This window comes from Tissierella sp. QWL-11, assembly GCF_058683765.1.
Genome location: NZ_CM178750.1, coordinates 841,894 through 867,450, shown reverse-complemented (window position 1 = coordinate 867,450; position 25,557 = coordinate 841,894). Strand labels below are relative to the sequence as shown.

Below are 25,557 nucleotides of genomic sequence, written 5' to 3'. Positions count from 1 at the left end.
TTTCTATAGAATATTTTTTACTTAATAGGCTCAATTGGATAGTCTCCTGTAAAGCATCCTCTACAAAATCCATTATTTACATCTGATGCATGTAAAAGTCCCTCTAGGGAAATATATCTTAGAGAATCTACTCCAATTTTTTCTTCTAATTCTTCTAAACTCATATTTGCTGCTATTAGATTTTCCTCACTTGGAGTGTCCATTCCAAGGTGACAAGATCTTATTACTGGAGGAGATGCTATTCTTATATGAACTTCTTTTGCTCCTGCTTCTTTTAACATCATTGCCGTTCTCTTTATGGTAGTTCCTCGGACTATAGAGTCATCTACAAGTATAACTCTTTTGCCCTCTATATTTTCCTTTAATACATTTAATTTTATCTTTACGCCTTGTTCTCTTAATTCTTGTGTAGGTTGAATAAAAGTTCTTCCTACATATCTATTTTTAATTATTCCCTCTGCATATGGAATTTTCGACTCCTCTGCATATCCTATAGCTGCTACTATACCAGAATCTGGAGCACCTATTACTATATCTGCATCTATTGGAGATTCCTTTGCAAGTATTCTTCCTGCCTCTATCCTATTTAAATATATACTTCTTCCATCTACTAAACTATCTGGTCTTGCAAAATATATTGATTCAAAGAGACACAAATGTCTCTTTTTTTCTTTTTTAGATATGGTCTTAAGTCCATACTCATCTATTACTATTATTTCTCCTGGTTTTACATCTCTCACAAATTCTGCCCCCATAGTATCAAAGGCACAGGTTTCAGATGCTATTACATAGTCATCCTTAAACTTTCCTATGGAAAGAGGCTTTATGCCATGTGTATCCCTTGCAGCTATTAATCTGTCATTGGTCATTATAACTAGAGAAAAGGATCCAATTATATCATCAAGGGCTTTCATAACTGCCTCTTCTACATCATCCTTGTGATATCTAGCTATAAGATTTGCAATTACCTCTGCATCTATATCAGACTGAAATATGGTACCTTTATCTTCTAAATCTTCCCTTAAATGCTTAAAATTTACTATACTTCCATCTAAAGCTATTGCAAGAGCTCCCTTTCTATACCCTACAACTAATGGTTCTGCATTCTTTAAATTTTTTCCCTCTCCTGAAAATGCATATCTCACATGTCCTATTCCTATATTTCCTCTAAGACTATCTATTACATCTTTAGGAAATGCTTCATGTACTAATCCTAAATCCTTAAAGTAATCTACAAACCCATTATTATTTATTGCAATACCTGAACTGACTTGACCTCTATGCTGAATTCCATAAAGGCCATAATATATTATTTGTGATACATGATCATTTTTTTTACTGTATACACCTACTACTCCACTCAAAGGACTTCCTCCTTAATTAGCATCTAATTCTAATTGCATCTTTTCTACACCTTTAGCCATCTCTACCTTATAATCTTTAAACTTCTCTCTTAATTCAGGATATTTTAAAGATAATATTTGCACAGCTAAAAGTCCTGCATTTTCTCCTCCGTTTATAGCGACTGTAGCAACTGGTACTCCCTTTGGCATCTGTACCACAGATAAAAGAGAATCTAATCCATCCATAGTAGAAGACTTAGCAGGTACCCCTATTACTGGTAGAGGTGTAGTCCCTGCTATTACTCCCGCTAGATGAGCTGCTTTTCCTGCTATGGCAATTATAACTTCTATACCATTTTTTTCTGCATTTTTAGCAAAATCATGTGCTAAATCTGGAGATCTATGAGCTGATATTACCTTTAATTCATATTCCACCCCAAATTTCTCTAATACATCTGTAACCTTTTTAGCTATTTCCCTATCAGAAATACTCCCCATTACTATACTTGTCTTCATAGTAGCCTCCTATTTAAAATAATTTACTCCAGCCTTAAATATATTATGTGTTCCTTTTATATCTATATTTTTATATAAACCTTCTCCAACTCTATCTATTGTGGATATGGTTCCTAGCACTCTACCATCTTTACTTGTCAAGGACTCTATATTAAACTCTGAGCCTGTTGGATTTAAACCTTCAAACTTACTTGCAATTTGAGCTTCATCTAATTTTTCTACATCCTTAACTGTAATTCTTCCTTCATAAGTTGCAACTGGTACTGAATATACATCTCCTATTTCTAAATTCCTCATCCATGGAGATGAATTAGATACTACCTTTATATCTGAGATAGTAGATACAAATCCTCCATTTTCATTTTTAGTAATATATAAATTGTTATTTTCGATAAGTCCTGCTTTTAATAATGCACTAAAGCCATCTCCAACACCTAAAATAAGTCCGTCATTTTTTAAATGTGAATTTATAGCATCTTTGACATGTGGATTGTTTAATATAAAGGATACAAATTTCCCTCCAGTTTCTGGTTCATTTCCTAGAACTGCTCCATTTGCCAATCCTAATATCTGTGAATCGGAAATTTTTTCAGCTAATTTTATAAAAGATTTCTCTATATTATCTCTACTTTGAGTATTAAATACAAAGTATTCTACCTGTGCCCCAGCATCTTTAAACTGCTCTCCCATAGTGTATTCTCCATGTGTTCCTGTAAATATAGGAATAATCACTTTAGGATTTTTATATTTTTTATTAGCTTTTATTTCAATTCCTTCATTATCTTGTATTTCTATATGTTTTTTTAACTCTTTTTTATTTTTATTAAATACATCTTCTAATGGAGCTTCCCAATCTTGAATTAATTGGTTTATATCCATTTTAACTTTATCTATTTCAATAGCTTTTTCATCTGTAGTTTTACCAAGAACTTTATAGTTTATATCCTTAAAGCTCTCTTCTAAATCTACTCCTTCTTTTAGCTCAAGTATTATGGACCCAAATTGTGGTTTAAATAACTCATCTTTATCAATTTGATTAAATTTAAATCCAATCTTATTTCCAAAGCTCATCTCAGATATAGCTCTAGCTATTCCACCTAATTTAATGCTCATGGCAGAAGCTATTTTCTTTTCATCTATAAGTTCTTTTATCTTTGTAAAGTTCTTCTTTAATTCATTTAAATCTACTAATCCTTTTTCATCTATATCTAATTTAAGCATTACTACATCGCTATTTGATGACTTGAATTCACTTGAAACTATATTTTCAACCTTATCACTTACTACTGCAAAGCTTATAAGAGTAGGTGGTACGTCTATATCTTCAAATGTTCCGCTCATACTGTCTTTTCCACCTATACTTGGTATATCTAATTCTTTTTCTACTATAAAAGCTCCAAGTAGGGCTGCAAATGGTTTACCCCATTTAGATTTATCTTCCCCAAGTCTTTCAAAATACTCTTGAAAACTAAGTCTAGCCTTTCTATAATCTCCACCTAAAGCTGTTATTCTAGCTAAAGAGTCTATTACTGCATAATATCCTCCATGGTAAGGACTCCATTTGGAAATTTCAGGTTCATATCCATAGGTCATTATGGAGCAAGTATTTGTTTTCCCATCTAATACAGGAATTTTTGCAACCATTCCTTCACTTGGACTTAATCTATACTTTCCACCATATGGCATCAATACTGTTCCTGAACCTACAGTGTTGTCAAAGTTTTCTACTAAAGATTTTTGACTTGCTATATTTATATTTTTTAAATTATCCTTAAATACAGTCTCTAAATCTCCATCGACTTTTTTATGGAAAACTCCTTTTTCTTCTGGTTGCATAAGTTTTATATCAGTTTCTTTTCTAATACCATTAGTATCTAAGAATTCTCTTTTTATATTTACAATCTCATTATTTCTCCAAGACATTTTCAATACTTTTTCTTCTGTAACCTTAGCTACCACAGTTGCTTCTAAATCTTCATTTTCAGCTTCTTTTAAAAATTCTTCTAAATCCTCTTTATCTATAACTACTGCCATTCTCTCTTGAGACTCTGAAAGGGCAATTTCTGTTCCATCTAGTCCTGGATATTTTAACAATACTTTGTCTAAGTCTATCTCTAATCCATCTGCAAGTTCACCTATAGCAACTCCTACTCCTCCAGCTCCAAAGTCATTACATATCTTTATCATCTTAGATACTTTCTCGTTTCTAAATAATCTTAGTATCTTCCTCTCTAGTGGTGGATTTCCCTTTTGTACTTGTGCTCCAAACTTATCCTGTGCATCTTCCTTATGCTCTACAGAAGAACCTACTGCACCACCAAGACCATCCCTGCCTGTCCTTCCTCCTACTAAGATTACTAAATCACTAGGGCACGCATCTCCTCTATAGACCCAGTCCTTAGGTGCTGCTGCTACTAAGGCTCCACATTCCATTCTCTTTGCTTTAAATCCATCATCGTATATTTCTTTCACATATCCTGTAGCTGCACCTATTTGATTTCCATAAGAACTATATCCTTCCATTGCAGTTTTTGTAATCTTTCTTTGAGGAAGTTTTCCTTCAAGTGTATCTTCAAAGGATTCTCTTGGATCTGCTGCTCCTGTGATTCTCATAGCTTGATAGACAAAACTTCTTCCAGATAGTGGGTCTCTAATAGCTCCTCCTAAACAAGTTGAAGCTCCTCCAAAGGGTTCCATCTCTGTAGGATGATTATGGGTTTCATTTTTAAACATTAAAAGCCATTTTTCTATTTTCCCATCTACATCTACATCTATTTCTATACTTGCAGCATTTACTTCCTTTGAATCCTCTTTATCTTCTAAAAGTCCTTTTTTGCTAATTTCCTTCATGTTTATAGTTGCAAGATCCATTAGGGAAATTGCCTTTTCCCTATCTTCGTATACAAAATTTCTTGAATTTATATAATCTTTTATAGAGTTTTCAAATACTTCTTTGTATGCTCCATCTTCTAATTCTATATCATTTATCTTAGTCATAAATGTAGTATGTCTACAATGGTCTGACCAATACGTGTCGATTAACTTTATTTCTGTTATAGTTGGATTTCTATCTTCTTTTCTAAAATATTTTTGACAATGAATTAGATCTTCTATATCCATACCTATACCATATATATTTTTAAACTTTTCCATCTCTTTTTCTTCTAATTTATTAAATCCATTTATTATCTCTACTTCTTCATCTGTATCCTTTTCTTTTTCGTATATAAATTTCTTGATATCTATTTCTTCCATCTCTAGAGGATTTATATAGTATGATTTAATCTTTTCTAAATCTTCTTCATTTATTCCCTTTAAAATTATCATCTTTGTATGAACTATATCTATATCCTTTTCTAATACAAATTTATTTGCAAACTCAAGGACTGAGTCTTGTCTTTGATTGTATTGTCCTCTTTGATATTTTATTCTAAACGCTTTTTCATCTTTATCCATTGGAGGCTCGTCATATATTAAATCTAACATTGGCTCATAAAGTACTTTTTCTATTACTTTCTTTGACCCTTCTTCGTCTGCACCTACTAAGTCATAAATATTTACTACTCTCACACCTTGTAAATTCTTAACTTTTAAATAATCTTTAAACTCTTTTAATAGTGTTTTTGCTTCAGTGCTTTCAATTGTCTTCTTTTCAATAAAAACTCTTTTATAATCCATTTTTTTCCTCCTCAAAAATAAATATAGCCCAGCCAGGTAGGTAAAGCGAAACCTACCCGACTGGGCTTTTCTCCCTTCGGTGTAATACTAAATTAGCGAAACACTAAAATTAGTATTTGTGCCGCTTGGTCCAGCAAGAATAATCTTCGGAACCCTAGACACACTTTCGCTCATAGGTAAATGATTCTCGGTCACTTAGTAGAAACTCCCCAACCTTATTATGGGAAATATATGAGCAATTTTCGTAATTATTATGTTATGGTTTAATCTTAGCAGTAGGGTCGAAATATGTCAAGTGGAATTTTAAATATTCTCTTCACTATAATATTTACCATACTTCAAGACTTTATAATCTATCTAAACAATTTCTTAAATCTTCTATTATGTCTTTATAATCTTCTAGACCTACTGATAGTCTAACTAATCCATCTTTTATATTACTTTTTTCTCTTTCCTCTTCTGTATATGGAGAATGTGTCATACTTGCAGGATGTTGAATTAGAGTCTCACAATCTCCAAGACTTACTGCCAAAATGCAAAGCTCCACTGTATTCATTAGTTTTTTTCCTGCTTCCATTCCACCTTTAAGTTCAAAGGCAATCATAGCACCTGGTAATTTCATTTGTTTTTCAGCTAAATCATATTGAGGAAAACTTTTCAGTCCAGGATAATATACACTTTCAACAGCAGGATGAGATTCTAAAAACTCTGCAACCTTTTGTGCATTATAACAGTGTCTTTCCATACGAAGAGGTAGAGTTTTCATCCCCCTATTTAGTAAAAATGCATCAAAAGGACTCAAACTCGCCCCTGTCATATCCTTTAATCCTACTCCCCTAATCTCATCTATAAGTTCTTTTTCTCCAACTATAAAACCTGCTATAACATCTCCATGTCCATTTAAATATTTAGTAGCTGAATGTACTACTACATCTGCACCTAAATCTATTGGTCTTTGTAAGTATGGAGTACAATAAGTGTTATCAACTATAACCTTACAATCTTCATTTTCATGAGCTATTTTTGATATTTCTTCTATATCACAAAGTTTCATATTTGGATTAGCAGGAGTTTCTAGATATACTACCTTAGTATTTTCTTTCATAGCCTTTTTTACATTTTCTGGATCAGTTGTATCTACTAGGCTTACCTCTACTCCAAATCTTGTAAGTCCATGGATAAAATATGCAAATGTACAACCATATAGAGTCTTCGATGCTATAATATGATCTCCTGAATTTACAATTGTCCACATAGCAGCAGAAATAGCACCCATTCCCGAAGCTGTAGATATAGCTGCCTCTCCATTTTCTAAATTTGCTAATTTTTCTTCTATTTGAGTATTTGTAGGATTTCCCAGTCTTGAATATATATATCCATCTTCTTCTCCTTCAAATCTCCTTCCCCCTTGTTCTGCTGAGTCAAAGATAAATGTAGAAGTTTGATATATGGGAGTAGCTAATGCTCCATACTGATTGTTTTCATAACCTGCATGAATTGCTCTAGTGCTAAAGTCCATCTTTTTAATTTTTTCTTTTTCCATATTTATTCCCCCAAAATCAAGTTTATTTAAGTTTTACTCACTTACTTTTTCATGTACCATCAAAACTGTGTTTAATTTTCTTCCAGGATTAGTTATTATATTTCCATTTACATAGAGAGCTGATGATGCCCCTCCATCTAAATTCATGGCTTTTTCACATTTTAACTTTAGCATAATTTCTGCAAGTTCTCTTGTATTTAAATTTGAACCAGTTAACAGAATTAGTTTATCTTCTTTTGTAATTCCAAGAGCAGATCTATATGCTCTATTTTTATTTATCTTATCTTCTTTAAAACCTTCTTCTTCACCATTTAAAATTATCTTTCCACCATCTACTAAATGAGGACCTGCTGAAATCATCCACTTTATATTATTCTTATTTATCTCAGTTTGAATATCTACTTTTAGGCTTTTAGCTATAGCAGCTTCGTTATCAGCTACTGCCCTTTTTATTATATTTTGTGTATCAAATTTCAAAGTATCTTTATTATAAAAATCTACAGTATTTCCAACTTTAAATCTATCTTTTATATATGTATCCTTTACAGCATCTTCTCCAAAATAAATTATATAACCATCTTTGGGAATCTGAATACTGTCTATATTAAATTCTACCTTTTTTATCTTACCATTTTCTACTACTACACTATTACCACCTGAAACCTTTAGTTTTTCTCCCTTTTCTGGAGTATATAGATAGACCCCACTAGAATCAATGGGATTTGTATTTATATACCATATATTAAATAGGTAAAAGTCCATGGCATTTTTTTCATTGTTCCATTTGTTTTTTGTCTTCTTGTCTATACTTCCAAATAACTTTGTATTTTTAGAAGATAATTTTTTATCTTCCTTATCTTTGCTATTTTCTTTGTCTTCCATATCTTTATTAGATGCACTTATATTATATTCTAATTCAATGGTCTTTCCCTTTTCAAATCTACTATCTATGTAATTATCACTAGCTGCATCTTTTCCATAATATATTAAGTATCCATTTTTAGGTATTATAATTTCACCTGGATTTTTCTTTATATTTGTTACTTTATCTTCTCTAACTTCTATAACTGTTCCAGTCTTTAAGAAGATACTCTCTCCTCTATCTGGAGTATAGATATATACCCCTGTAGTATCCATAGGTGGATTATTTATATACCACACATCAAAAAGATAAAAGTCCATAGCATTTTTTTCATTATTCCACCTGTTTTTTCTATGTCCATCTATATATCCTCTTATTTTAGTACTAAAATTTTTTATATCTAATTTATTATTAGAATCTATGACTAAAGAAGTATTTTTCCCTTCTAAATATGTAAACTTCCCATCTTTCATTATAGAACCATAGGGCTCTAGAGTATCATATGCCCCAAAGAAATTTGCATTTATAGCTGCCTTAGGATTTTTTCTATTTATCATACTAGAAAATGATTCAGAACCTATTACACCATCATTTGCAGTTACCACTTCAAAACTTATATCTTCTTTGTTTAAATCTACTTCTACGATGTTTACATTTTTACTCATCCCATTTACTGTAAATTCCTTTGTATATGTTTTAAAATCCTCCGACTTTGCAAATACATTACTGGTTAACATTAGAGAAAAAATTAATATAAAAAAAAATGCCTTCTTCATTGCCACACCCCTATTTAAAATTTTAGATTATTTCTTCTATTATATATTAAAGCTTTAAAAAATACAAAAAAATTACCTGATAAGATAGTGTCAATATACTGTAGGAAAAAATAATTAGAATTTCCCCTTATTTTATAGAAGTTAGAAATATACTAATTTCAAGCAAAATAAAATCGTTGGAGTTATAAATATGTTAAAAATTAATTTTAAATATATTTATAACTAGTATTTTTTTCTTTATGCTCCTCTAAGAGACTTAAAATACTCTCTTTGCCAAGTACGCTTACCATCATTGATAGCCGGAATATTATCTAATGTTTCTAGAGATGTTTTTAGTTTCTTTTTGATTACTCTCTTTTCTAATTTCAACATTCTTTGTTCTTTGTTTTTTTCTTCTTTTCTAAGAAACATAATGTCATAAATATTACCACCATTCTCATTATAGACTCTTAGCCTTGCCATTTGATCATCACCTATTAGACTCCATCCTAAAGGCCTTGAACTTAGCCTAGAAGATAGAATATGACTTATATGCCCTTCTGCACTACATCCACAGTATTCTTCTTGATATCTATTTTCAATACCTTTCCAGTTATTTATGATATATCTTTTGGAATCTTTTACTGCTTGTTTTTTACTTTCTTTTTCAGTTTGTTCTATTATTACATTTAACATTCCTATTACACTTTTTTTATTTAAATCATTTATATAATGCCAAATAATTTCATTAAAGAATTCTGGCATATGAGCTGTAGCTTTTCTCACATATTTAGATAAATGAAAGTAATCTAATACATATTCACTTCCTTTAATCCAGTTAAGTCCTTCTTTTATCCAATTTGCTCCATCTCCTGATAGATATATCTTATTTACCTTTTCAAGTTCATAAGCATCTTCTAGGTAATCAGCTACTTCTAACCATAGGTTTTCATTGTTTTTAAGAGATCCTGTAAAGTATCTTGGATTTATTAGTTTGTATCTTCCTTTTGAGACTTCCTCTCTTCCCTCATGAACATATATTAATTTGATTTGTTTGTTTTTACCATGTTGCATAGCTACATGATCTTCATCGGCTTCTATATATATTGTTTTTACTACTTTTTTTAATTGTTTAATTTCTACATCTGCATTCTCTATACTTCCTAGTTTTCTAATACTATTCATAACTGTCTGTTTGCTTACTTGTGAGTTTGATAATCCCTGTTTTCCAGACTTTTCGTAGGATATTTCTAAAGATTTTTCTATTAAATTAGATTCATAAGATAAGTCCATTCTATCATGAACCTCTATACCAACCATTTCATCCGATAAGTAAGAATAAGTGACATCTTTTTTATTTTTGTAATATGTTCTTTTGTATTTAACTTCACCAAATGTAGTTAAAAGTGACTTTTCATCATTTCTTCTTTCTATGTAATATTCTTTTTTTCTATCTTTAGATTCTCTTACTACATCGTCTACTATTTCTAAAGCTTTGCCTACTAGCTGTGTACCCACTTCATCTAAAGATTTTTTCATTTCTAGTACAAATTTTGATATGTCTTTCTTTTCCTCTATAAGTGTTTCTAAATTTTTTATATAATCCCTAGTGACCTTTTGCATAATTTGTTGTATAATTGTATTCATAAGAATAGCTCCTTTCAAATGTTTTGATGTTGCTCGGTACTTCTATCATAACATATGGAGCTATTCTTTTTTTATTTTTTCCTACAATTATTTTACACTAAGACCTGATAAGATAGTGTCAAGTAATTGTTTTCCAACAATTACTACTATTTTTTTATAGTAATTATCAGAACAGTATCTCCATAATTAAATAATGTAATGTCCTGAAGTTTTAATTTTACTTAATTTTAATAAACCTATTATATTAACATGTTTTAACTATATTAATAAATTTGTTGTTACAACTGATAGTGTCAAGTTACTTTGGGTTTTATAAATAAAAGCATCTTCATATATTTATGTATTAAACTTAGGCTCCTCTAAAGGACTTAAGTATAGTGTTTAAGCCAGTATTTCTACCATCAGCTAATAGAGGTATGTTACCAATAACCTCATTTGCTGTTTTAGATATTATTTTTTTACTAATATTTCTCTTTTCTAATTTTAGTATTCTTTCTTTTTTTAACTGCTGTTTTCTTCTCTGATTAAATAGTTCATATACATTTCCACCGTTAGCCTTAAAAGCCCTCAATCTTGACATTTGATTGACTCCAACTTCACACCATCCAAGAGGTCTAGAACTTAGTCTATCTGATAATATATGACTTATGTGACCTTCTGCACTGCAGCCTATATAATCATCGTTATACTGATTTTTAATCCCTTCCCAGTTGTTTAAAATATATCTCTTTGAATCTTTAACTGATTCTTTCTTTGTATCTGTTTCTGTTTCTTCTAATATTATTTTAAAAAGCTCTTTAACATTTTCTATCTCTAATCTATTTATATAATTCCATAGGGGATGTGTTATATGTGGTAAATGAGCTGTAGCTTTCTTTACATACTTGGATAAATGAAATCTATCTAATACATATACAGACTTATTTATCCATCCTACTCCTTGTTTTATCCAGCTTGCACCATCTCCTGAAAGATATATCTTTTCTATTTTATCCATATCATAAGCTTCATCTATGTAATCAGCTACTTCCAGCCATAGATCTTCACTTGATTTATATACTCCACTAAATACTCTCTTATTTATCAATCTGTATCTATCTTTACTTACTTTTTCTCTTCCTTCATGAACATAAACAAGCTTTGGTTCTATACATTTACCTACTTGAAGAGCTACATGATCTTCATCAGCTTCAATGTATAAAAGCTTTATTTCATTATTTCTTTTCTTTATTGGAATTACATTGTTTTCTACAACATCAAGTTCTCTAATTGTATTCATTACTGTTTGACCTGTTATATCTAGATTGTCACTAGCTTGAATTCCACTTTTTCTGTAAGAGGAATCTATTGATTCTTCTACAAGCTTTGATTTCATTAATGTATCTATCTTATCATGTGCTTTTATTCCTAGCATTTCATCTGATAAATATTTGTATTCACCTGTTTTCTTATTTTCATAATATGTCCTTTTGTATTTAACTTCTCCAAATATTGTCCCTAAACTTTTTACATTATCTTTACTTTTTACAATCCAGTCTTGTTTTCTATTAATATCTTCTTTTACCCTTTTATCTATTTCTTCTAACGCCCCAGAAACTAGATCTACTCCTACTTCATTTAGTGTATTTTTTATATTTATTGCAAAGTCTGATATTCCTTTTCCTTCTTTTAATACTATTTCTAAGTTTTTATTTGTACTTTCAATGATTTTTTCTACAATTTGTTGTATAATTGTATTCATAAGAGCATCTCCTTTTATATGTGTATTTGGTTTGGACACCTATATACTATCATATCTTGGAATGCTCTTATTTTATTTTTGATTATTTTCCCCAATGTAATTTTACACTAAGGTTACAACTAGAATACTGAATTTCTAAGTATATCTTTTAGCCATCTTCCATTTGTTTTAGATACACAAGGCGTGCGCCTAGAGCGTAATATATAAGTGTTAGAGTAAAGGTCTAACTGAATGATATAGAACATTCAACATCACAGTCCTTACTCTAAAAGAGAACCCTGATAGAGGAACATAGCATGAACTCAAAGTCATAAGTCAAGTAACCCAAAAACTTGCAACTGAATGGCGAGATGAAGTTAGTATAAGGTTGAAGGCTAAACTGCTTAAAGAATAGACTGAATGGTCACACGGGTCGGCACTTAGGAAATGTGGAATAATTAGTCCTTTACTTGCAAATATATATCTTAACGAGCTTGATATGTTTATTGAAAGACTCAAAGAAGAGTTTGATAGAGGACATAAGAGCAAGGATAGAAAAGTTAACAAGGAATGGGCTAGAATAACACATCAAATGAATAATATGAAAAAAGAAATAGAAAATAATCCATCTGAAGAAAACAAAAAGAAACTTAAAGAATTGAGATTAGAAAGAGCGAATCAACCATATTGGGAACCAATGAGTAGTGGTTATAAAAGATTGCAACATGTGAGATACGCTGATGATTTTATAATTGGTGTAGTTGGGTCAAGAGAAGACTCTATATATCAAAAATAGAATAAGTGAATTTATCAAAGAAAATCTTAATATGGAATTATCTGATGAAAAAACATTAATTACTAATAGCAAAGATAGAGCAAAATTTATTGAATACGAAATAGTAAAAAGCAGTAGTAAATCTCTAAGTAAAGACAAAAATGGCGTGCTTAAGAAAGACCATAGTGTCATTATAAATTTATATATTCCTAAAAATACAATTAAAAATTGGCTTGCCAAAAATAATATTGTCAAAGACATTGATAGTAAGGAATGGAGAACGAACCACAGACCAACCTTATTAGGATTAACAGACTTAGAGATAATAGAAATATACAATAGTGAAGTCAGAGGGTTGTACAATTATTACAAAATGTCAAATAATGTTCATACTCATATAAGCACATTGATATACTCAATGGAATATAGTTGTCTAGGAACACTAGCTAATAAACATAAAAAAACCAGAGGAAAAATACTAGATAAATACAGAAAAGAAAAAGGTTGGGAGTTAGTTATGAGACTAAAGAGGGCAAAAAGTTTAGATACTTTTATAACGACCCTATTGTTAAAGTAACAAATCCTTTCCCACAAGATAAAGTGGACGACCAATTTAATTTAATGACAATAAAAGGCACAAGAATACAGCTAGAAGATAGACTAAAAGCCAACAAATGTGAATTATGTAACTATGATAAAAATGATAGAAGATATGAAGTTCATCATGTAAATAAGATGAAAAATCTCAAAGGAAAAGCATCATGAGAAATAGAAATGATTGCTAGAAAAAGAAAGACCTTGATTGTATGTGACAAATGTCATAGAGAAATACATCAAGGCATCAGATAAGAGTTTGAATGGAGAGCCGTGTGCATAGAGATATGCACGCACGATTCGGAGGGGGGGCAGAGAAACCTGCTATGGAAACATAGTAAGGCGCTAGGTTCCTACCCTACATACCTATCATTACATCAGAATTAATTGTATTGTAAACTTTTTTAATCCTATTTACTACATTTTTATCAAGGTTAAATATTCTTTATTCTACTTTTCTTTTATCTCTCAGTTTTCTATTTTACCATTTTCTTTTATTGCCTTTTTACTGTCTCAATTATTATTGACACAGGGGTAGATAATTTTACTGATTTTGATAACTAAAATCTGCTGCTTTGTATCGTATTTCTCCTTTAAGATTTCCTTCTACTTTTTCGTATTTTTCTATACCTAAGAGTTTATCAAGTATATAAACATACTTATTTTATAATATGTTTTTGTAATATAGTCTTTCAAATTCTAATTCTCCAAATCTAGTAATTAGAGTTCTTTCTACATTACTTTTATAGACATGGTATTTTCCTTTTCTTTGGGGTGATTTACTGATCTATTAATCTTTAAATGTATCTTTTTCATTTTCAATTTTAAGTACTATACGCAAAACTATTAATATTTTAGTTAAAAATTTTTGATAGATTTAGAAATATAATTCTTCACATGATAAATTGTATTTTTTTAATTTCTATATATTAATTACAATTTTAAAGTAATGATACTGTTGTTTTTAGGTTTTAAAAATCGGGATTAAAGTTTTTACTTAAATCCCGATTAATTGTTATTTTTATGAATAACCCCAACATTTTACAATGAACATTTTTTATTAACTGGTTATTTACTGCTTATACAAAATAATTTAGCTTTTATTCTGTTATATTTTCTATCTCATAGCTTATTTCTACATCTACTTTTCCACTATTATATCTTACTCTTCCAAAAATAAACGCAAATATAACGACACCTAAATTAGCTAGCAGCAACGGTAATGGTAAGTCTATTGATGACGTAACTCCTGAGAATATAACGACTGATAAAACCACAATTCCAAATACTTTTAATTTACCATCACTGATATAAAAATTCGAATTCTTCCAAGCCTTAGGTAGAACTTTAGGTAATCTTAGTAAACATAATATTACCATAATTTTTGTAATCGATCCCACAGTTATAGTTACATTACCTATTACACCTATATCAAAATTTAATGCTATTGGTATAAAACCAATGATGTAATAGATACCTAATAAAATTATAGGTGTTCTATATTTTGGATGTAACCTTGCTAGAAACTTTGGATACCAACCATCATTGCACGCCTGCATCAATGGCTTAGTACATCCAGCAATTTGGCTATTTAAAGTTGTAATTAATGCCATCCATGCCCCACCTATTATAAAAAATAAGTACAAGCTATTAGGAAGTGTTTTTTCTGCTACTAATGTTAAAGGTTCAAATGCTACCTGTTCAATAGGCAGAACACCTGCAGCCACTACACCCATTACCCCGTAAAAGATTGCTAACCCCATTGTTGACAGTAGCATAACTTTAGGAATATCTTTTGTTGGTTTTTTCGCCTCCGCACCCATAGAGGTTATCATCTGTGCACCATCAGCAGTAAAACTCATTAGAACAGCGGCTTTCCATAATCCCTTTAAACCTCCAGGCATCCAACTTTCTTTGGCAAAATAATTTGGTTCTAATTTAGTTAGTCCGAATACAGTAAATATTGTTAATGATAATACTAATAGTCCTACTGTTAATTTTTGAAATCGTGCAAATTGTTTAATTCCAAAAACATTTATCACAAATAACAGTGTCAATATACCAATGGCTATTAATTTTCTTGACACCATAGGTAAAAACGGCATTGCATAATCAGCAAATGAAAGTGCATACATTGATAGTGTAACACTAGTAAGTAAAGAAATCATTGAGTATGTTCCTGTCCATCTTTCCCCAAGTAATGTACCTACCATTGAATAATCACCACCTCTAAATCTTGCAACTGAATTAAGGAATATTTGTGGCCCTCTTGTTACTACTGCTATTAAACCACCTAGAATAAAAGCAATAGGTATAGACCTACCAGTATAACCTATCCCCACTCCCGTCAATGACATAATTCCTGAACCTATAATCGAACCAACAGCAATTCCCATTAAATCCCAAAAAGTTAAAACTCTCTTCAAATCTTTAGTTGATGTTAAATTTTTTGACATTGATTGATCTCCTTTCTAATCTAAACTAAATGTATACTTTCAACGAAACATGTAGTTATTATTAATTTTAGCTAGTACAATTCACCTCCTCGTATAATATAGTTAAAGTTTAAAACTTTATTTTCTCTTCTATGTCGCTTATCTTGTGAGATAATATTTGTACAGATAGAGGTCGTAGTTCACATCCTTGAAGACTAGTCTTCTTTAATCCATATGTGAATGAGCTAGATAGTACAAAAGTTACTAAATATATAACAAGGTTGTATTGTTGTAGAATAGAGTGGTTCTAGACTTTATCTGTAAATATATTAAAAGCTTATGATTTTATATTTTATTTTGATATTGATATTGCTAAACAAAATCACGAGTCTTCTATTATTAATTCTAGTGATAAGCTTCTTGATAAAAGTGTTTTTTCAAATTCTCAAGATATATATGTTAAGCTAATTTCTTTGCTTGCAAGATTTGAAGCTGATGCTTCCAATGTTACCATTGGCATGAAATCCACTGGTTATTATTGGGTTATCCTTTATTGATATCTTTTAGATCTTAGATTTACTATATATGTCATTAATACAATTCAAACTGATCCCTTTACAAAGATGTATATTAGACAAATCAAGAATGATTCTAAAGATTCTTTTATCGCAGTTCAAATTATGCGTTTTAGTTAGTTTGCCACTACTTCTTTGGCTAATGAAGATATTATAACTTTAGCCCAATTATCTCGATATCGTCTTACTTTAGTCGATGAATGCTCCGACTGGAAATGCAGATGTATTGCTCTTTTAGAATAAGTTTTTCGTGAATATTTCAATATTTTTTCCGATACCTCTGGAGTAGCTTCTAGAGAACTTCTTTCTAAATATCCTACTCCTGAAGATTTATTGTCTGTGGATACAGAGACTCTTACAGAGATTTTGTCAAAAACAAGTAAAGATCTATTTAGTATCCCAAAAGCTACTGAAATATAAGAGTCTGCTTCTAATACCTTTCAATTTAGATTTGGAAAATATTCATTTATATTGAAATTAAGCAAATTATTGCCCAAATTAACTTTATTGAAGAAAAATTAAAAGAACTTGAATCTAAAATTTCAAAACATCGTTCTCTTTATCTCCATAGAGCAATTTCTTAGCTGCTACTGTTGTAGCATTTAAAGATACAGCATTATCTGTATATTATCAATCACTTAAAGCATGTGGTAAACATCTTTTAATAGCTATCAGTGTAGTTACTCGAAAGATGTGCAACATTGTCTTTGCACCCCTTGGCCATAACAAGTCCTACATCCCTCATATATAAAGTTATTCTTAAATTCAATTTAATTCTAACCTAAATTTATTTGCTGTTAATTTAGGTTTATTTGTTTTGCCTATTTTTACATATGAAATGTCTATTATTATCCTTACAGAATAAATGGTATCTCCTATGTTTTTTATAGACAATTCCTTTGCTGATTCTATACAGCAATAAAATCTCTTTCTAGTAGGATTATATTCTAATAGAAAAATTACAGGATCTCCACTTTTATTGTTTTTATATACTTTCTATCTTTTAAAATTCTATTTTATTGGCTACTAGTTCAATAAATTATTGTTTTGCATAATCTTTTCTATATTTTCTTTATCATCCGAAATAAGTTTAATATTAAACAGCTAGATTTGAGAATTCTTCCAGATATCTGATTACTAGCATTTCCTACTTAGAGAAATTATTATTTATAATTCTCCTTAAACTCAACTTTTAATTTTTTTAGTTCTTCAGGGTTAGTCCCTATTCTATAAGCTGTAAGTGCCATTAGTTTACCTGCTAAGATACTTTGGTCTATAGGAAATTGATTTCCCGCTATATCAGCTAATTCTTCACTGTGCCCCACCGGTAAAATCTCATCTTCTTTAACTATAGGGAATGTTATTTCAACAGTAGGTATTTCATAAGCTACACATCCTAAATCAGATGAGGCTTGTGGTAAATTGTCAAAGGTAAATTGAGTTTCATCGATTCCAAGATCCGGAGCAAATTTTGCTGCAGCTTTATATAAGCTTGGAACTGGAGTAGCGCAATACCATGGTGCATCCCACTTATACATAGCAGTAGTATCAGTCATAAGTTCGGCCCCTTTTATAACATTATCAACTCTTTTCATTAAATCATTAAGCTCAGCAGAATTATTTGATCTTAACTCCACATTAAGAGTTGCAAGATCTGGAACTGAATTAGCTGCTGTTCCACCTTGTGAAATTATATAGTGTATCCTATTTGTTTCCACCATATGTTCCCTTAAAAACTCTAAACCCATTGTTGTCAGTATAACTGCATCTAAAGCACTTCTCCCTTTCTCTGGTGATGCAGATGCATGAGAAGACTTACCCTTAAATGTTACCCAATTATCATGAGTAGGCCAAACTATAGCTTTACCCGTTACCTCAGAACCCCATTTTGAACCATAGTGTGAAGTAAGCATAAGGTCTACTTCATCCATATGCCCACCTGATAGAATGTAATGCTTAGACCCATCAAGTTCTTCCGCCGGAGTTCCATATACTATAACCGTTCCTGGTGTTGTTTTAAATAATTCTTTTAGTCCTATTGTAGCTGCAAATCCAGCAGATGAAATGAGGTTATGACCACAGGCATGACCATTAGGTAAAGCATCATACTCAAGCATTATTCCGATTGTAGATCCACCTTTTTCCCCTTCAAATACAGCCTTAAATGCTGTTGGCATATCAATATCATAATCAAATTTTGGATGTTTTCCCAATAAACCTCTTTGTACTTTAAAACCTTCTTTTTCTAATTCGTCCATTACTAGAGCAGAAGATTTGAATTCTTCCCAACCTACCTCGCTAAAATCCCATATTTTTTTAGCTATCATATGAATTTTTTCTCTGCTATTGTCAATCGCAGTCATCATCATTCTTTCATCGGTATTGATTTCTTTACTTACTCCATTTTTTACTATCATACTAGACATCTCCTTTTTTATAATACTATTGCTATCTAAAATAATACTTGACAATCGTCGATAAAATGTCGATAGAAAAAAACAGTTTATTTTCTGATGATTTTTAATATGGTGAATTTAAAACTTTAACAGGATGAACATAGCTATAATCATAAATTTATCTTTTGAAAGATGGGATAAGTATTTTGAAATATAAGTTAAAAGAGACTAAGCTTTGATTGACAAATCAATATTATTTTTTTATTAACTAGTGGAAATTCCAATTGACAAATATAGGTGCTGGACACTGTTAATTCTTACTTGACAGTATTATTTATATATAATATATTGAATATATTGAATATATGGAAATTATTATAATTACTAAACATAAAATAATAGGACCGAAAGAAATTTAATAGCATACATAGTGTCAAATTTAGTTGGTATTGTGGTATACTTATCAAGACCTTTTATTCTAACAGGGACTACTAATTATTATCCTCACTCAATAATCTATTTAATAATAAAAATAAAATAACAAAACACAAATCAATAGTATTGAAAAATACTACTTGATTTAAAATAGGAGGTGAATTGTACTAGCTAAAATCAATAAGAACTACAGGTTTTATTTAAAGTCTATATTTAATTTAGAAAGAAGGTTAATCAATGTCAAAGATCTTAACATCAACTAAAGATTTAAAGAGGGTTTTAGGTTTCTGGGATTTAATGGGAATTGCTGTTGGTTCGATTATAGGTTCAGGAGTTATGTCATTGACGGGAGTAGGGATAGGTATGACTGGTCGTTCTATTCCTATCGCTTTTATTCTAGGTGGTTTAATATCATTAGTAACAAGAGCCCCCCAAATATTCCTTAATTCAGTCGCAAGATTTAGAGGTGGTCAATATTCAATGGTAGGTACATATCTTGGGGAAAGATGGACAGGAACATTCTCAATGATTTCTTTACTTACTAGTGTTACACTATCAATGTATGCACTTTCTTTTTCTGATTATGCAATGCCGTTTTTACCTATGGTGTCAAGAAAATTAATAGCCATTGGTATATTGACACTGTTATTTGTGATAAATGTTTTTGGAATTAAACAATTTGCACGATTTCAAAAATTAACAGTAGGACTATTAGTATTATCATTAACAATATTTACTGTATTCGGACTAACTAAATTAGAACCAAATTATTTTGCTAAAGAAAGTTGGATGCCTGGAGGTTTAAAGGGATTCTGGAGAGCAGCTGTTTTAATGAGTTTAGCTTGTGATGGCGCACAGACGATAACCGATTTGGGGGGGGAGGCAAAAAATCCAACAAAAGATATTCCTAAAGTTATGCTACTGTCAACAATGATCGTATCAGTAGCATATGGAATTATAGGTGTGGTGGCTGCAGGTGTGCTGCCTATTGAACAGGTAGCATTTGAACCTTTAACAATAGTAGCAGAAAAAATACTTACTAGACCCCTTTACTTAATCTTTGTAATAGGTGGGGCATGGATGGCATTAATTACAACTTTAAATAGCCAAATTGCTTCATGTACTAAGCCATTGATGCAGGCGTGCAATGATGGTTGGTATCCAAAGTTTCTAGCAAGGTTACATCCAAAATATAGAACACCTATAATTTTATTAGGTATCTATTACATCATAGGTTTTCTACCAATAGCATTAAATTTTGATATAGGTGTAATAGGTAATGTAACTATAACTGTCGCATCGATTACAAAAACTATGGTAATATTATGTTTACTGAGATTAAATAAAGTCACTCCTGAAGCTTGGAAGAATTCGAATTTTTATATCAGTGATGGTAAATTAAAAGTAGTAGGATTTGTATGTTTATCAGTCGTTATATTCTCAGGAATAATGTCATCAATAGACTTACCATTACCGTTGCTGCTAGCTAATTTAGGTGTTGTTATATTTGCGTTTGTTTTTGGAAGAATAAGACATAATAGTGGAAAAGTAGATGTAGAAATAAGCTATGAGATAGAAAATATAACAGAATAAAAGCTAAATTATTTTGTATAAGCAGTAAATAGCCAGTCAATAAAAAATGTTGGGGGATAAATTTCAAAAAAGGATTTATCCTCTTTATGTGTACTTAGTATAAACAATAACTTGGTAGCAGGAACTGTTAGCTAAAGTTAAGCGTGCCCATAGTGATCTGGAATTTGAAGTGTATGATAGATGTAGTTTTGAAACTCTAAGGGAAAAAGTTCTTATACTTGAAGAATTACATAAATTCAACCAATTATGTACAAAAGTTAAAAAATGACCAATTTTAAGTTCTTTACATTTGATTTTAACCCCTAAAATTTCTTAGTTCCTTGGGTATAAAATCAATCTAAAATAACTTTATATCCACTTTGTTTGAGTTTTTTAAGATTTAAATCTGGTGGACTTATTTTGTAAATATTCATAAAAAAGGTACAAGGCAAAAAGCTTTAAGATATGAGTTTACTTAAAAAGAAAAGTTTAATAGAATATTTATATCCAATATATTATGGAGGTGAAGATTTTGGATATTGAAATTAGTTTTTTAGGTTTCCCAAAAGTATTTGTAGATAAAAAGAGAATTTACTTTCCCTATAAGAAAGCAGAGGCTTTATTCTACTATCTCTACTTTGAGAAATCATCCTCAAGAAATAACCTTACTGAAATATTTTGGTGTGATTTTGATGATGAATCAGCTAGAAAAAATCTTAGAGATGCTCTGTATAAAATCAAAAAAACTTTTGGTTTTGATATTTTAATTTCTCCAAAACAGACATCAATATTATTTAATAACAAATATGAAATAAAGTCAGACATAGATGGTTTTTCTAAAGACTCAGCTTTAAATTTATATAAAGGTGATTTTTTGGAAGGTTTTATAGTGAAAGACTGTTATTTTTTTGAAGAATGGTTTAGAGAAAAAAGAGAATATTACAAAAAAATATATATTGAAGCTATAAAAATTAAATTAAGTGAAACTACAAATAATACAGATATTAAAGATATAGAACATTATGCAAAAATTATATTAAAGGAAAACCCCTACGATGAAAAAGAATATTGTGATATAATGCGTATTTATGCTACCAGAGGAGATTTCAATAAGGCCTTATCCTTGTACTACAAACTCTCTAATCTATTACAAGAAGATTTAGAAGTTGAACCTCAACCTTCTACTAAAAAGCTTTTTAATGAAATTATAGAGCTAAGAAACCTTGAAAATCAAGGGTATATAAAAACACAAACTTTTATTGGGAGATATGAAGAAATACATTATTTAAAAGTTCTTTTAAATAATTTTGAACAAGATGAACAAAAATCATTATTTATATACGGAGAAGCAGGAATCGGGAAAAGTGCCATTTCAGATAAATTTAAGTCTTTATGTGAAGGAAAGTCTATACCTGTTTTTAAAAGCCAATGTTTTGAGGTTGAAAAAAGTTATTATTTGAGACCTTGGGATGCAATTTTTTCTCAAATATCTAATATAATTAAAGCTAATAATATAAAAATATCCCCACTATGGGAAGATGTAATCACTTATAATTTTCCTTCATTTAATTTGTATAATAAACCTTTAAATATAGACTCTATAGAAAAAATAGAATCTGTAAAATATAAAGTAACTTTTGATTCTGTATATAAAATCTTGAAAAAGATATCAACAGACAAAAAATTTATAATAATATTTGAAGATATTCAATGGATGGATAGTTTTAGTTTAAACTTATTATTCAATCTGATACCCAACCTTAAAAATATAATATTTTTATGTACTTATAGAGATTCTCACTCAAAAGAACTTGAAACTAAGATACTTCCTATACTTAGAAGTAATTTAGGAGAAAGTTTAGAACTCAAACGATTAACGAAGAAACAAACTCAAGAATTTATAAAAGAATATTCTAATGGTCTAAACTTAAAGGAAAATATTTTGGATAAAATTTACAATGAGACAGACGGAAATACTTTATTTATTATTGAATCCATAAAACTTCTTGCTGAGAACTCTGATCTAAAACATTTTTCTGAGAAAATGGAAAACATAATAAAGAGCCGATTATATAATTTAACTTCTCTTGAAAATAAAATCCTTGATATTGCATGTATTTTTTATAATAAAATTGAGTTGAATTTTCTCTTAAGAGAACTTAAAGAAGATCAATTTGAAATTTTTGATGCCTTACAATCTTTGCAAGATAAACAATTGATAAAAGAATACTCTTTTTCTAAAGGTATCTATTACCAATTCACCCATTTTAAATTTAGAGAATATCTTTATTTAAATCAATCTCAATTAAAAAGACAACTAATCCACAATGATATTGGAAAATATTTAGAAGAAGATTTATATGGAGATAATAGAGATAAACACTTTTATCCTGGAATTGCATATCATTATTCCAATTCAAATAATACACTAAAGAACTTGGAATATTCTATAAAATATCTATCTTTGTATAGTAATATAAAGCATGAACTTTTCCCTTTATCTTACGATTCTAATGATATTTCAAAAGATAAAATTAATATAAATAACAGATTTAGCAAAATTGAAGTCCTTTTAGAAAACTTAAAAGATAATTCTATATCTTATATAAACTACAAAATGAAATTTTTATATCTAAAAGGAAAATATAATATAAGGAATGGAGATTATAAAGAAGGACTTAAATATATTCATGAATTTATAAATTATGCTGAAAAAGCAGAAGATTATTCAAATAAATTAGATGGTTATAAGCAAATTATTTTTTATGGCATACAAATCAATGATACTGTAATAATGAATAAGTATATTAAAAAATTAGAATCTATTATTAATCAAAAGTCAGATATAGAAGAAGAAGGTAACTTGTATAGATTTAAAGGTCTTTATAGTATAAAAACAAATAATTTTAATTCTGGAAGGAGATATCTCTTAAAATCAATAAATATTTTTGAAAATCTTAACAAAATTAATCACAATTATGTTTTAAATATATGCTCTTGTTATAACTATTTAGGAAATATAAGTAAGTTTGAAGAAAAATATAAAGAAGCTTTGAGTTTTTACGAGGATGCAATTAAATTATGTGAAGAAAATAATATAATAAAGGGATTAGTTGTCTTTTATACAGAAGCAGGACAAGTTAGCTATGAATTGAATGATCTTGAAACATCAGAGAAGTACTTGTTAAAAGCATTAGATTATTATGAAAAATATGAAGGTATATGGGGCAGAGCTATCGCTGAAGATTATTACGCACTTATATTATCTAAACAAGGTAAGAAGGAATCATCAAAAAAACACCTCATAAATGGTAGAAAACATGCAAAAAATAAACGATCTTCATTTGATTAATTTAATAAAAAAGATAGATTCTATAATAAACGCTAGGATATAAAAACCTAGCATTTATTTTTGTACACTCAGCATTGGAATAAACTAGTCCAATACAGAGGTTAATGATGAAACCGTTAGATTAAGACAAGGATATCCAATATAAATTGGAATCTGAAGAAAATCAGCAGCAAAACTCCGATCTGAGGTACCTTGATTATTTGATGCTAATAATACCAGTATAACTACTACAGTTATTACTGAATATTTATTTACTTAGTTCAGTACCCTTGAAACATCACATGGTAGCATAAGTTTTGTTAAATGGGATATTTCTTCTTTTAAAATTTCTTTTGCACTTTTATTTTCTCTTTGTTTCTGTTTTTTATAGTTTAACTTTTCAGTTTTTAGACATTCATTTGCTTCTTCTAGTATTTTAAATTTATCTTTTTTTACTAAATACTTTTCTTTATATATATTTAACAGATTTTTATACATGTCCTTTTCATTACCCTGCTAGAGTGTAGGGCTTATCTCTTGAATTTAGCTCCATAAAATAAAATTACGCCAATCATAATTCAATGATTGGCGCACAAAGTTTTTTATTATTTCCCCTGTCTACTTGACAGGGACATGTTCATTTTAAGTGTCTTTTGTCTACGGTTTGATTACCTTCTAAAAAGAAGGTAATTTCAATAATTATTTAAAAATTCCAAAGGGCTTTCCTACTGGCAAAAATACTTTTCCAAAATGTTCATTTAAAACTGCTGCCCCAGAACCATAAAAAGATAATAGGGAAATAATAAGTTCTGAATAAGCTGCAAGTTTATGAGGAAATTCTCCCATTATTCCAAAACTATCTAGAGTTAATCCTAGAAATAATAGATCTATAAAGAAAAATATTAAAAATAATACCTTATGAGTTTCCATAGCACCTATAGTCATAAAAATTGTAAATATTAAGTATCCTAAAAATGCAAATCCTAATTGTTTTAAATCTACATTATTAGCTAGTTCTTCTCCAAATACACCCATATTTATCATCCAAGAACTTGCAACACCTAGCCAAAAGAAAGCATAGGCTCCAAAGGCTGTAGTTCCAAAGGTATTTCCTCTCTTAGAATCTTCAATAGATGCATATAATTGTGCAAATGCTCCTAAAAAGATAGCCCAAGGAAGTATCATAGATAGTCCACTTGTTATCCCTAACTTCTGAGATGATGCAACCAACGTTACCATAGCTAATCCAAATAATCCTATGGCTGATGGATCTGAATTAGTGATTTTAATCTTTTGTATGTCTTTTGTCTCTGTTCTTTCTGTCATGTTTCTCTCCTTTAAATTAATTTGCCCTTATACATATTACCATTAATATATTAA

Annotated in this window: 16 protein-coding genes, 1 pseudogene and 1 riboswitch; of the genes and pseudogenes, 6 read left to right on the top strand and 11 right to left on the bottom strand. The window is 29.8% G+C overall.

All coding sequences use genetic code 11. The features are described from left to right. Positions 1-17 precede the first annotated feature (17 nt). From purF to AC4PG3_RS04140, 7 genes are all read right to left on the bottom strand, one after another. The gene (purF, locus tag AC4PG3_RS04170) at positions 18-1,364 is read right to left on the bottom strand and encodes an amidophosphoribosyltransferase (RefSeq protein ID WP_492197814.1); all 1,347 of its coding nucleotides are present in this window, start codon (positions 1,362-1,364) and stop codon (positions 18-20) included. Between the two features lie 12 nt (positions 1,365-1,376). Then, the gene (gene purE / locus AC4PG3_RS04165; protein ID WP_492197813.1) at positions 1,377-1,859 is read right to left on the bottom strand and encodes a 5-(carboxyamino)imidazole ribonucleotide mutase; all 483 of its coding nucleotides are present in this window, start codon (positions 1,857-1,859) and stop codon (positions 1,377-1,379) included. 9 nt (positions 1,860-1,868) lie between these two features. Next, positions 1,869-5,537, bottom strand: coding sequence for a phosphoribosylformylglycinamidine synthase (locus tag AC4PG3_RS04160; RefSeq protein ID WP_492197812.1), 3,669 nt, complete (start codon positions 5,535-5,537; stop codon positions 1,869-1,871). Between the two features lie 153 nt (positions 5,538-5,690). After that, a riboswitch (purine riboswitch) is annotated at positions 5,691-5,792 on the bottom strand. A 91-nt stretch (positions 5,793-5,883) separates the two neighbouring features. Then, positions 5,884-7,080 (bottom strand): methionine gamma-lyase, encoded by a 1,197-nt coding sequence (megL, locus tag AC4PG3_RS04155; RefSeq protein ID WP_492197811.1) that lies wholly within the window; start codon positions 7,078-7,080, stop codon positions 5,884-5,886. A gap of 33 nt (positions 7,081-7,113) precedes the next feature. Then, positions 7,114-8,718 (bottom strand): phosphodiester glycosidase family protein, encoded by a 1,605-nt coding sequence (locus tag AC4PG3_RS04150; RefSeq protein ID WP_492197810.1) that lies wholly within the window; start codon positions 8,716-8,718, stop codon positions 7,114-7,116. Positions 8,719-8,955: 237 nt separating this feature from the next. Next, positions 8,956-10,344 carry an ISLre2 family transposase gene (locus AC4PG3_RS04145; protein WP_492197809.1) on the bottom strand — a complete coding sequence of 463 codons (1,389 nt, stop codon included), beginning with the start codon at positions 10,342-10,344 and terminating at the stop codon, positions 8,956-8,958. 349 nt (positions 10,345-10,693) lie between these two features. Continuing rightward, entirely contained in the window at positions 10,694-12,085 is a 1,392-nt protein-coding gene (locus AC4PG3_RS04140) for an ISLre2 family transposase (RefSeq protein WP_492196315.1), read from the bottom strand. Positions 12,086-12,563: 478 nt separating this feature from the next. Here AC4PG3_RS04140 and AC4PG3_RS04135 point away from each other — a divergent pair, with 478 nt between their 5' ends. The 3 genes and pseudogenes from AC4PG3_RS04135 (at position 12,564) to AC4PG3_RS04125 (ending at position 13,688) form a co-directional block, all read left to right on the top strand. Then, entirely contained in the window at positions 12,564-12,860 is a 297-nt protein-coding gene (locus AC4PG3_RS04135; RefSeq protein ID WP_492197808.1) for a hypothetical protein, read from the top strand. Beyond that, complete coding sequence (locus AC4PG3_RS04130) at positions 12,826-13,416, top strand: group II intron reverse transcriptase/maturase (protein ID WP_492197807.1); 591 nt, start codon at positions 12,826-12,828, stop codon at positions 13,414-13,416. The genes AC4PG3_RS04135 and AC4PG3_RS04130 overlap by 35 nt, the downstream gene beginning before the upstream one ends. Positions 13,417-13,460: 44 nt before the next feature. Continuing rightward, positions 13,461-13,688 (top strand): annotated as a pseudogene (locus tag AC4PG3_RS04125) (HNH endonuclease). A gap of 845 nt (positions 13,689-14,533) precedes the next feature. Here AC4PG3_RS04125 and AC4PG3_RS04120 read toward each other — a convergent pair. Next, on the bottom strand, positions 14,534-15,889 hold the full coding sequence (locus AC4PG3_RS04120; protein ID WP_492197806.1) for an APC family permease: 1,356 nt from the start codon (positions 15,887-15,889) through the stop codon (positions 14,534-14,536). Positions 15,890-16,194: 305 nt separating this feature from the next. Here AC4PG3_RS04120 and AC4PG3_RS04115 point away from each other — a divergent pair, with 305 nt between their 5' ends. Continuing rightward, positions 16,195-16,425 carry an IS110 family transposase gene (locus AC4PG3_RS04115; protein WP_492198197.1) on the top strand — a complete coding sequence of 77 codons (231 nt, stop codon included), beginning with the start codon at positions 16,195-16,197 and terminating at the stop codon, positions 16,423-16,425. A 1,181-nt stretch (positions 16,426-17,606) separates the two neighbouring features. Here the strand turns inward: AC4PG3_RS04115 and AC4PG3_RS04110 are convergent. Beyond that, complete coding sequence (locus tag AC4PG3_RS04110) at positions 17,607-18,860, bottom strand: amidohydrolase (protein ID WP_492197805.1); 1,254 nt, start codon at positions 18,858-18,860, stop codon at positions 17,607-17,609. Between the two features lie 651 nt (positions 18,861-19,511). Between AC4PG3_RS04110 and AC4PG3_RS04105 the strand changes: the two genes are divergently transcribed. Continuing rightward, positions 19,512-20,867, top strand: a complete 1,356-nt coding sequence (locus AC4PG3_RS04105; protein ID WP_492197804.1) for an APC family permease — start codon at positions 19,512-19,514, stop codon at positions 20,865-20,867. Between the two features lie 511 nt (positions 20,868-21,378). After that, complete coding sequence (locus tag AC4PG3_RS04100; RefSeq protein ID WP_492197803.1) at positions 21,379-24,198, top strand: BTAD domain-containing putative transcriptional regulator; 2,820 nt, start codon at positions 21,379-21,381, stop codon at positions 24,196-24,198. Between the two features lie 255 nt (positions 24,199-24,453). Here the strand turns inward: AC4PG3_RS04100 and AC4PG3_RS04095 are convergent, their stop codons facing one another. Further along, a complete protein-coding gene (locus AC4PG3_RS04095) occupies positions 24,454-24,675 on the bottom strand; it encodes a hypothetical protein (protein WP_492197802.1) in 222 nt (73 codons plus the stop codon). A gap of 201 nt (positions 24,676-24,876) precedes the next feature. Further along, positions 24,877-25,503 carry an acetate uptake transporter gene (locus AC4PG3_RS04090; RefSeq protein ID WP_492197801.1) on the bottom strand — a complete coding sequence of 209 codons (627 nt, stop codon included), beginning with the start codon at positions 25,501-25,503 and terminating at the stop codon, positions 24,877-24,879. Positions 25,504-25,557 lie beyond the last annotated feature (54 nt).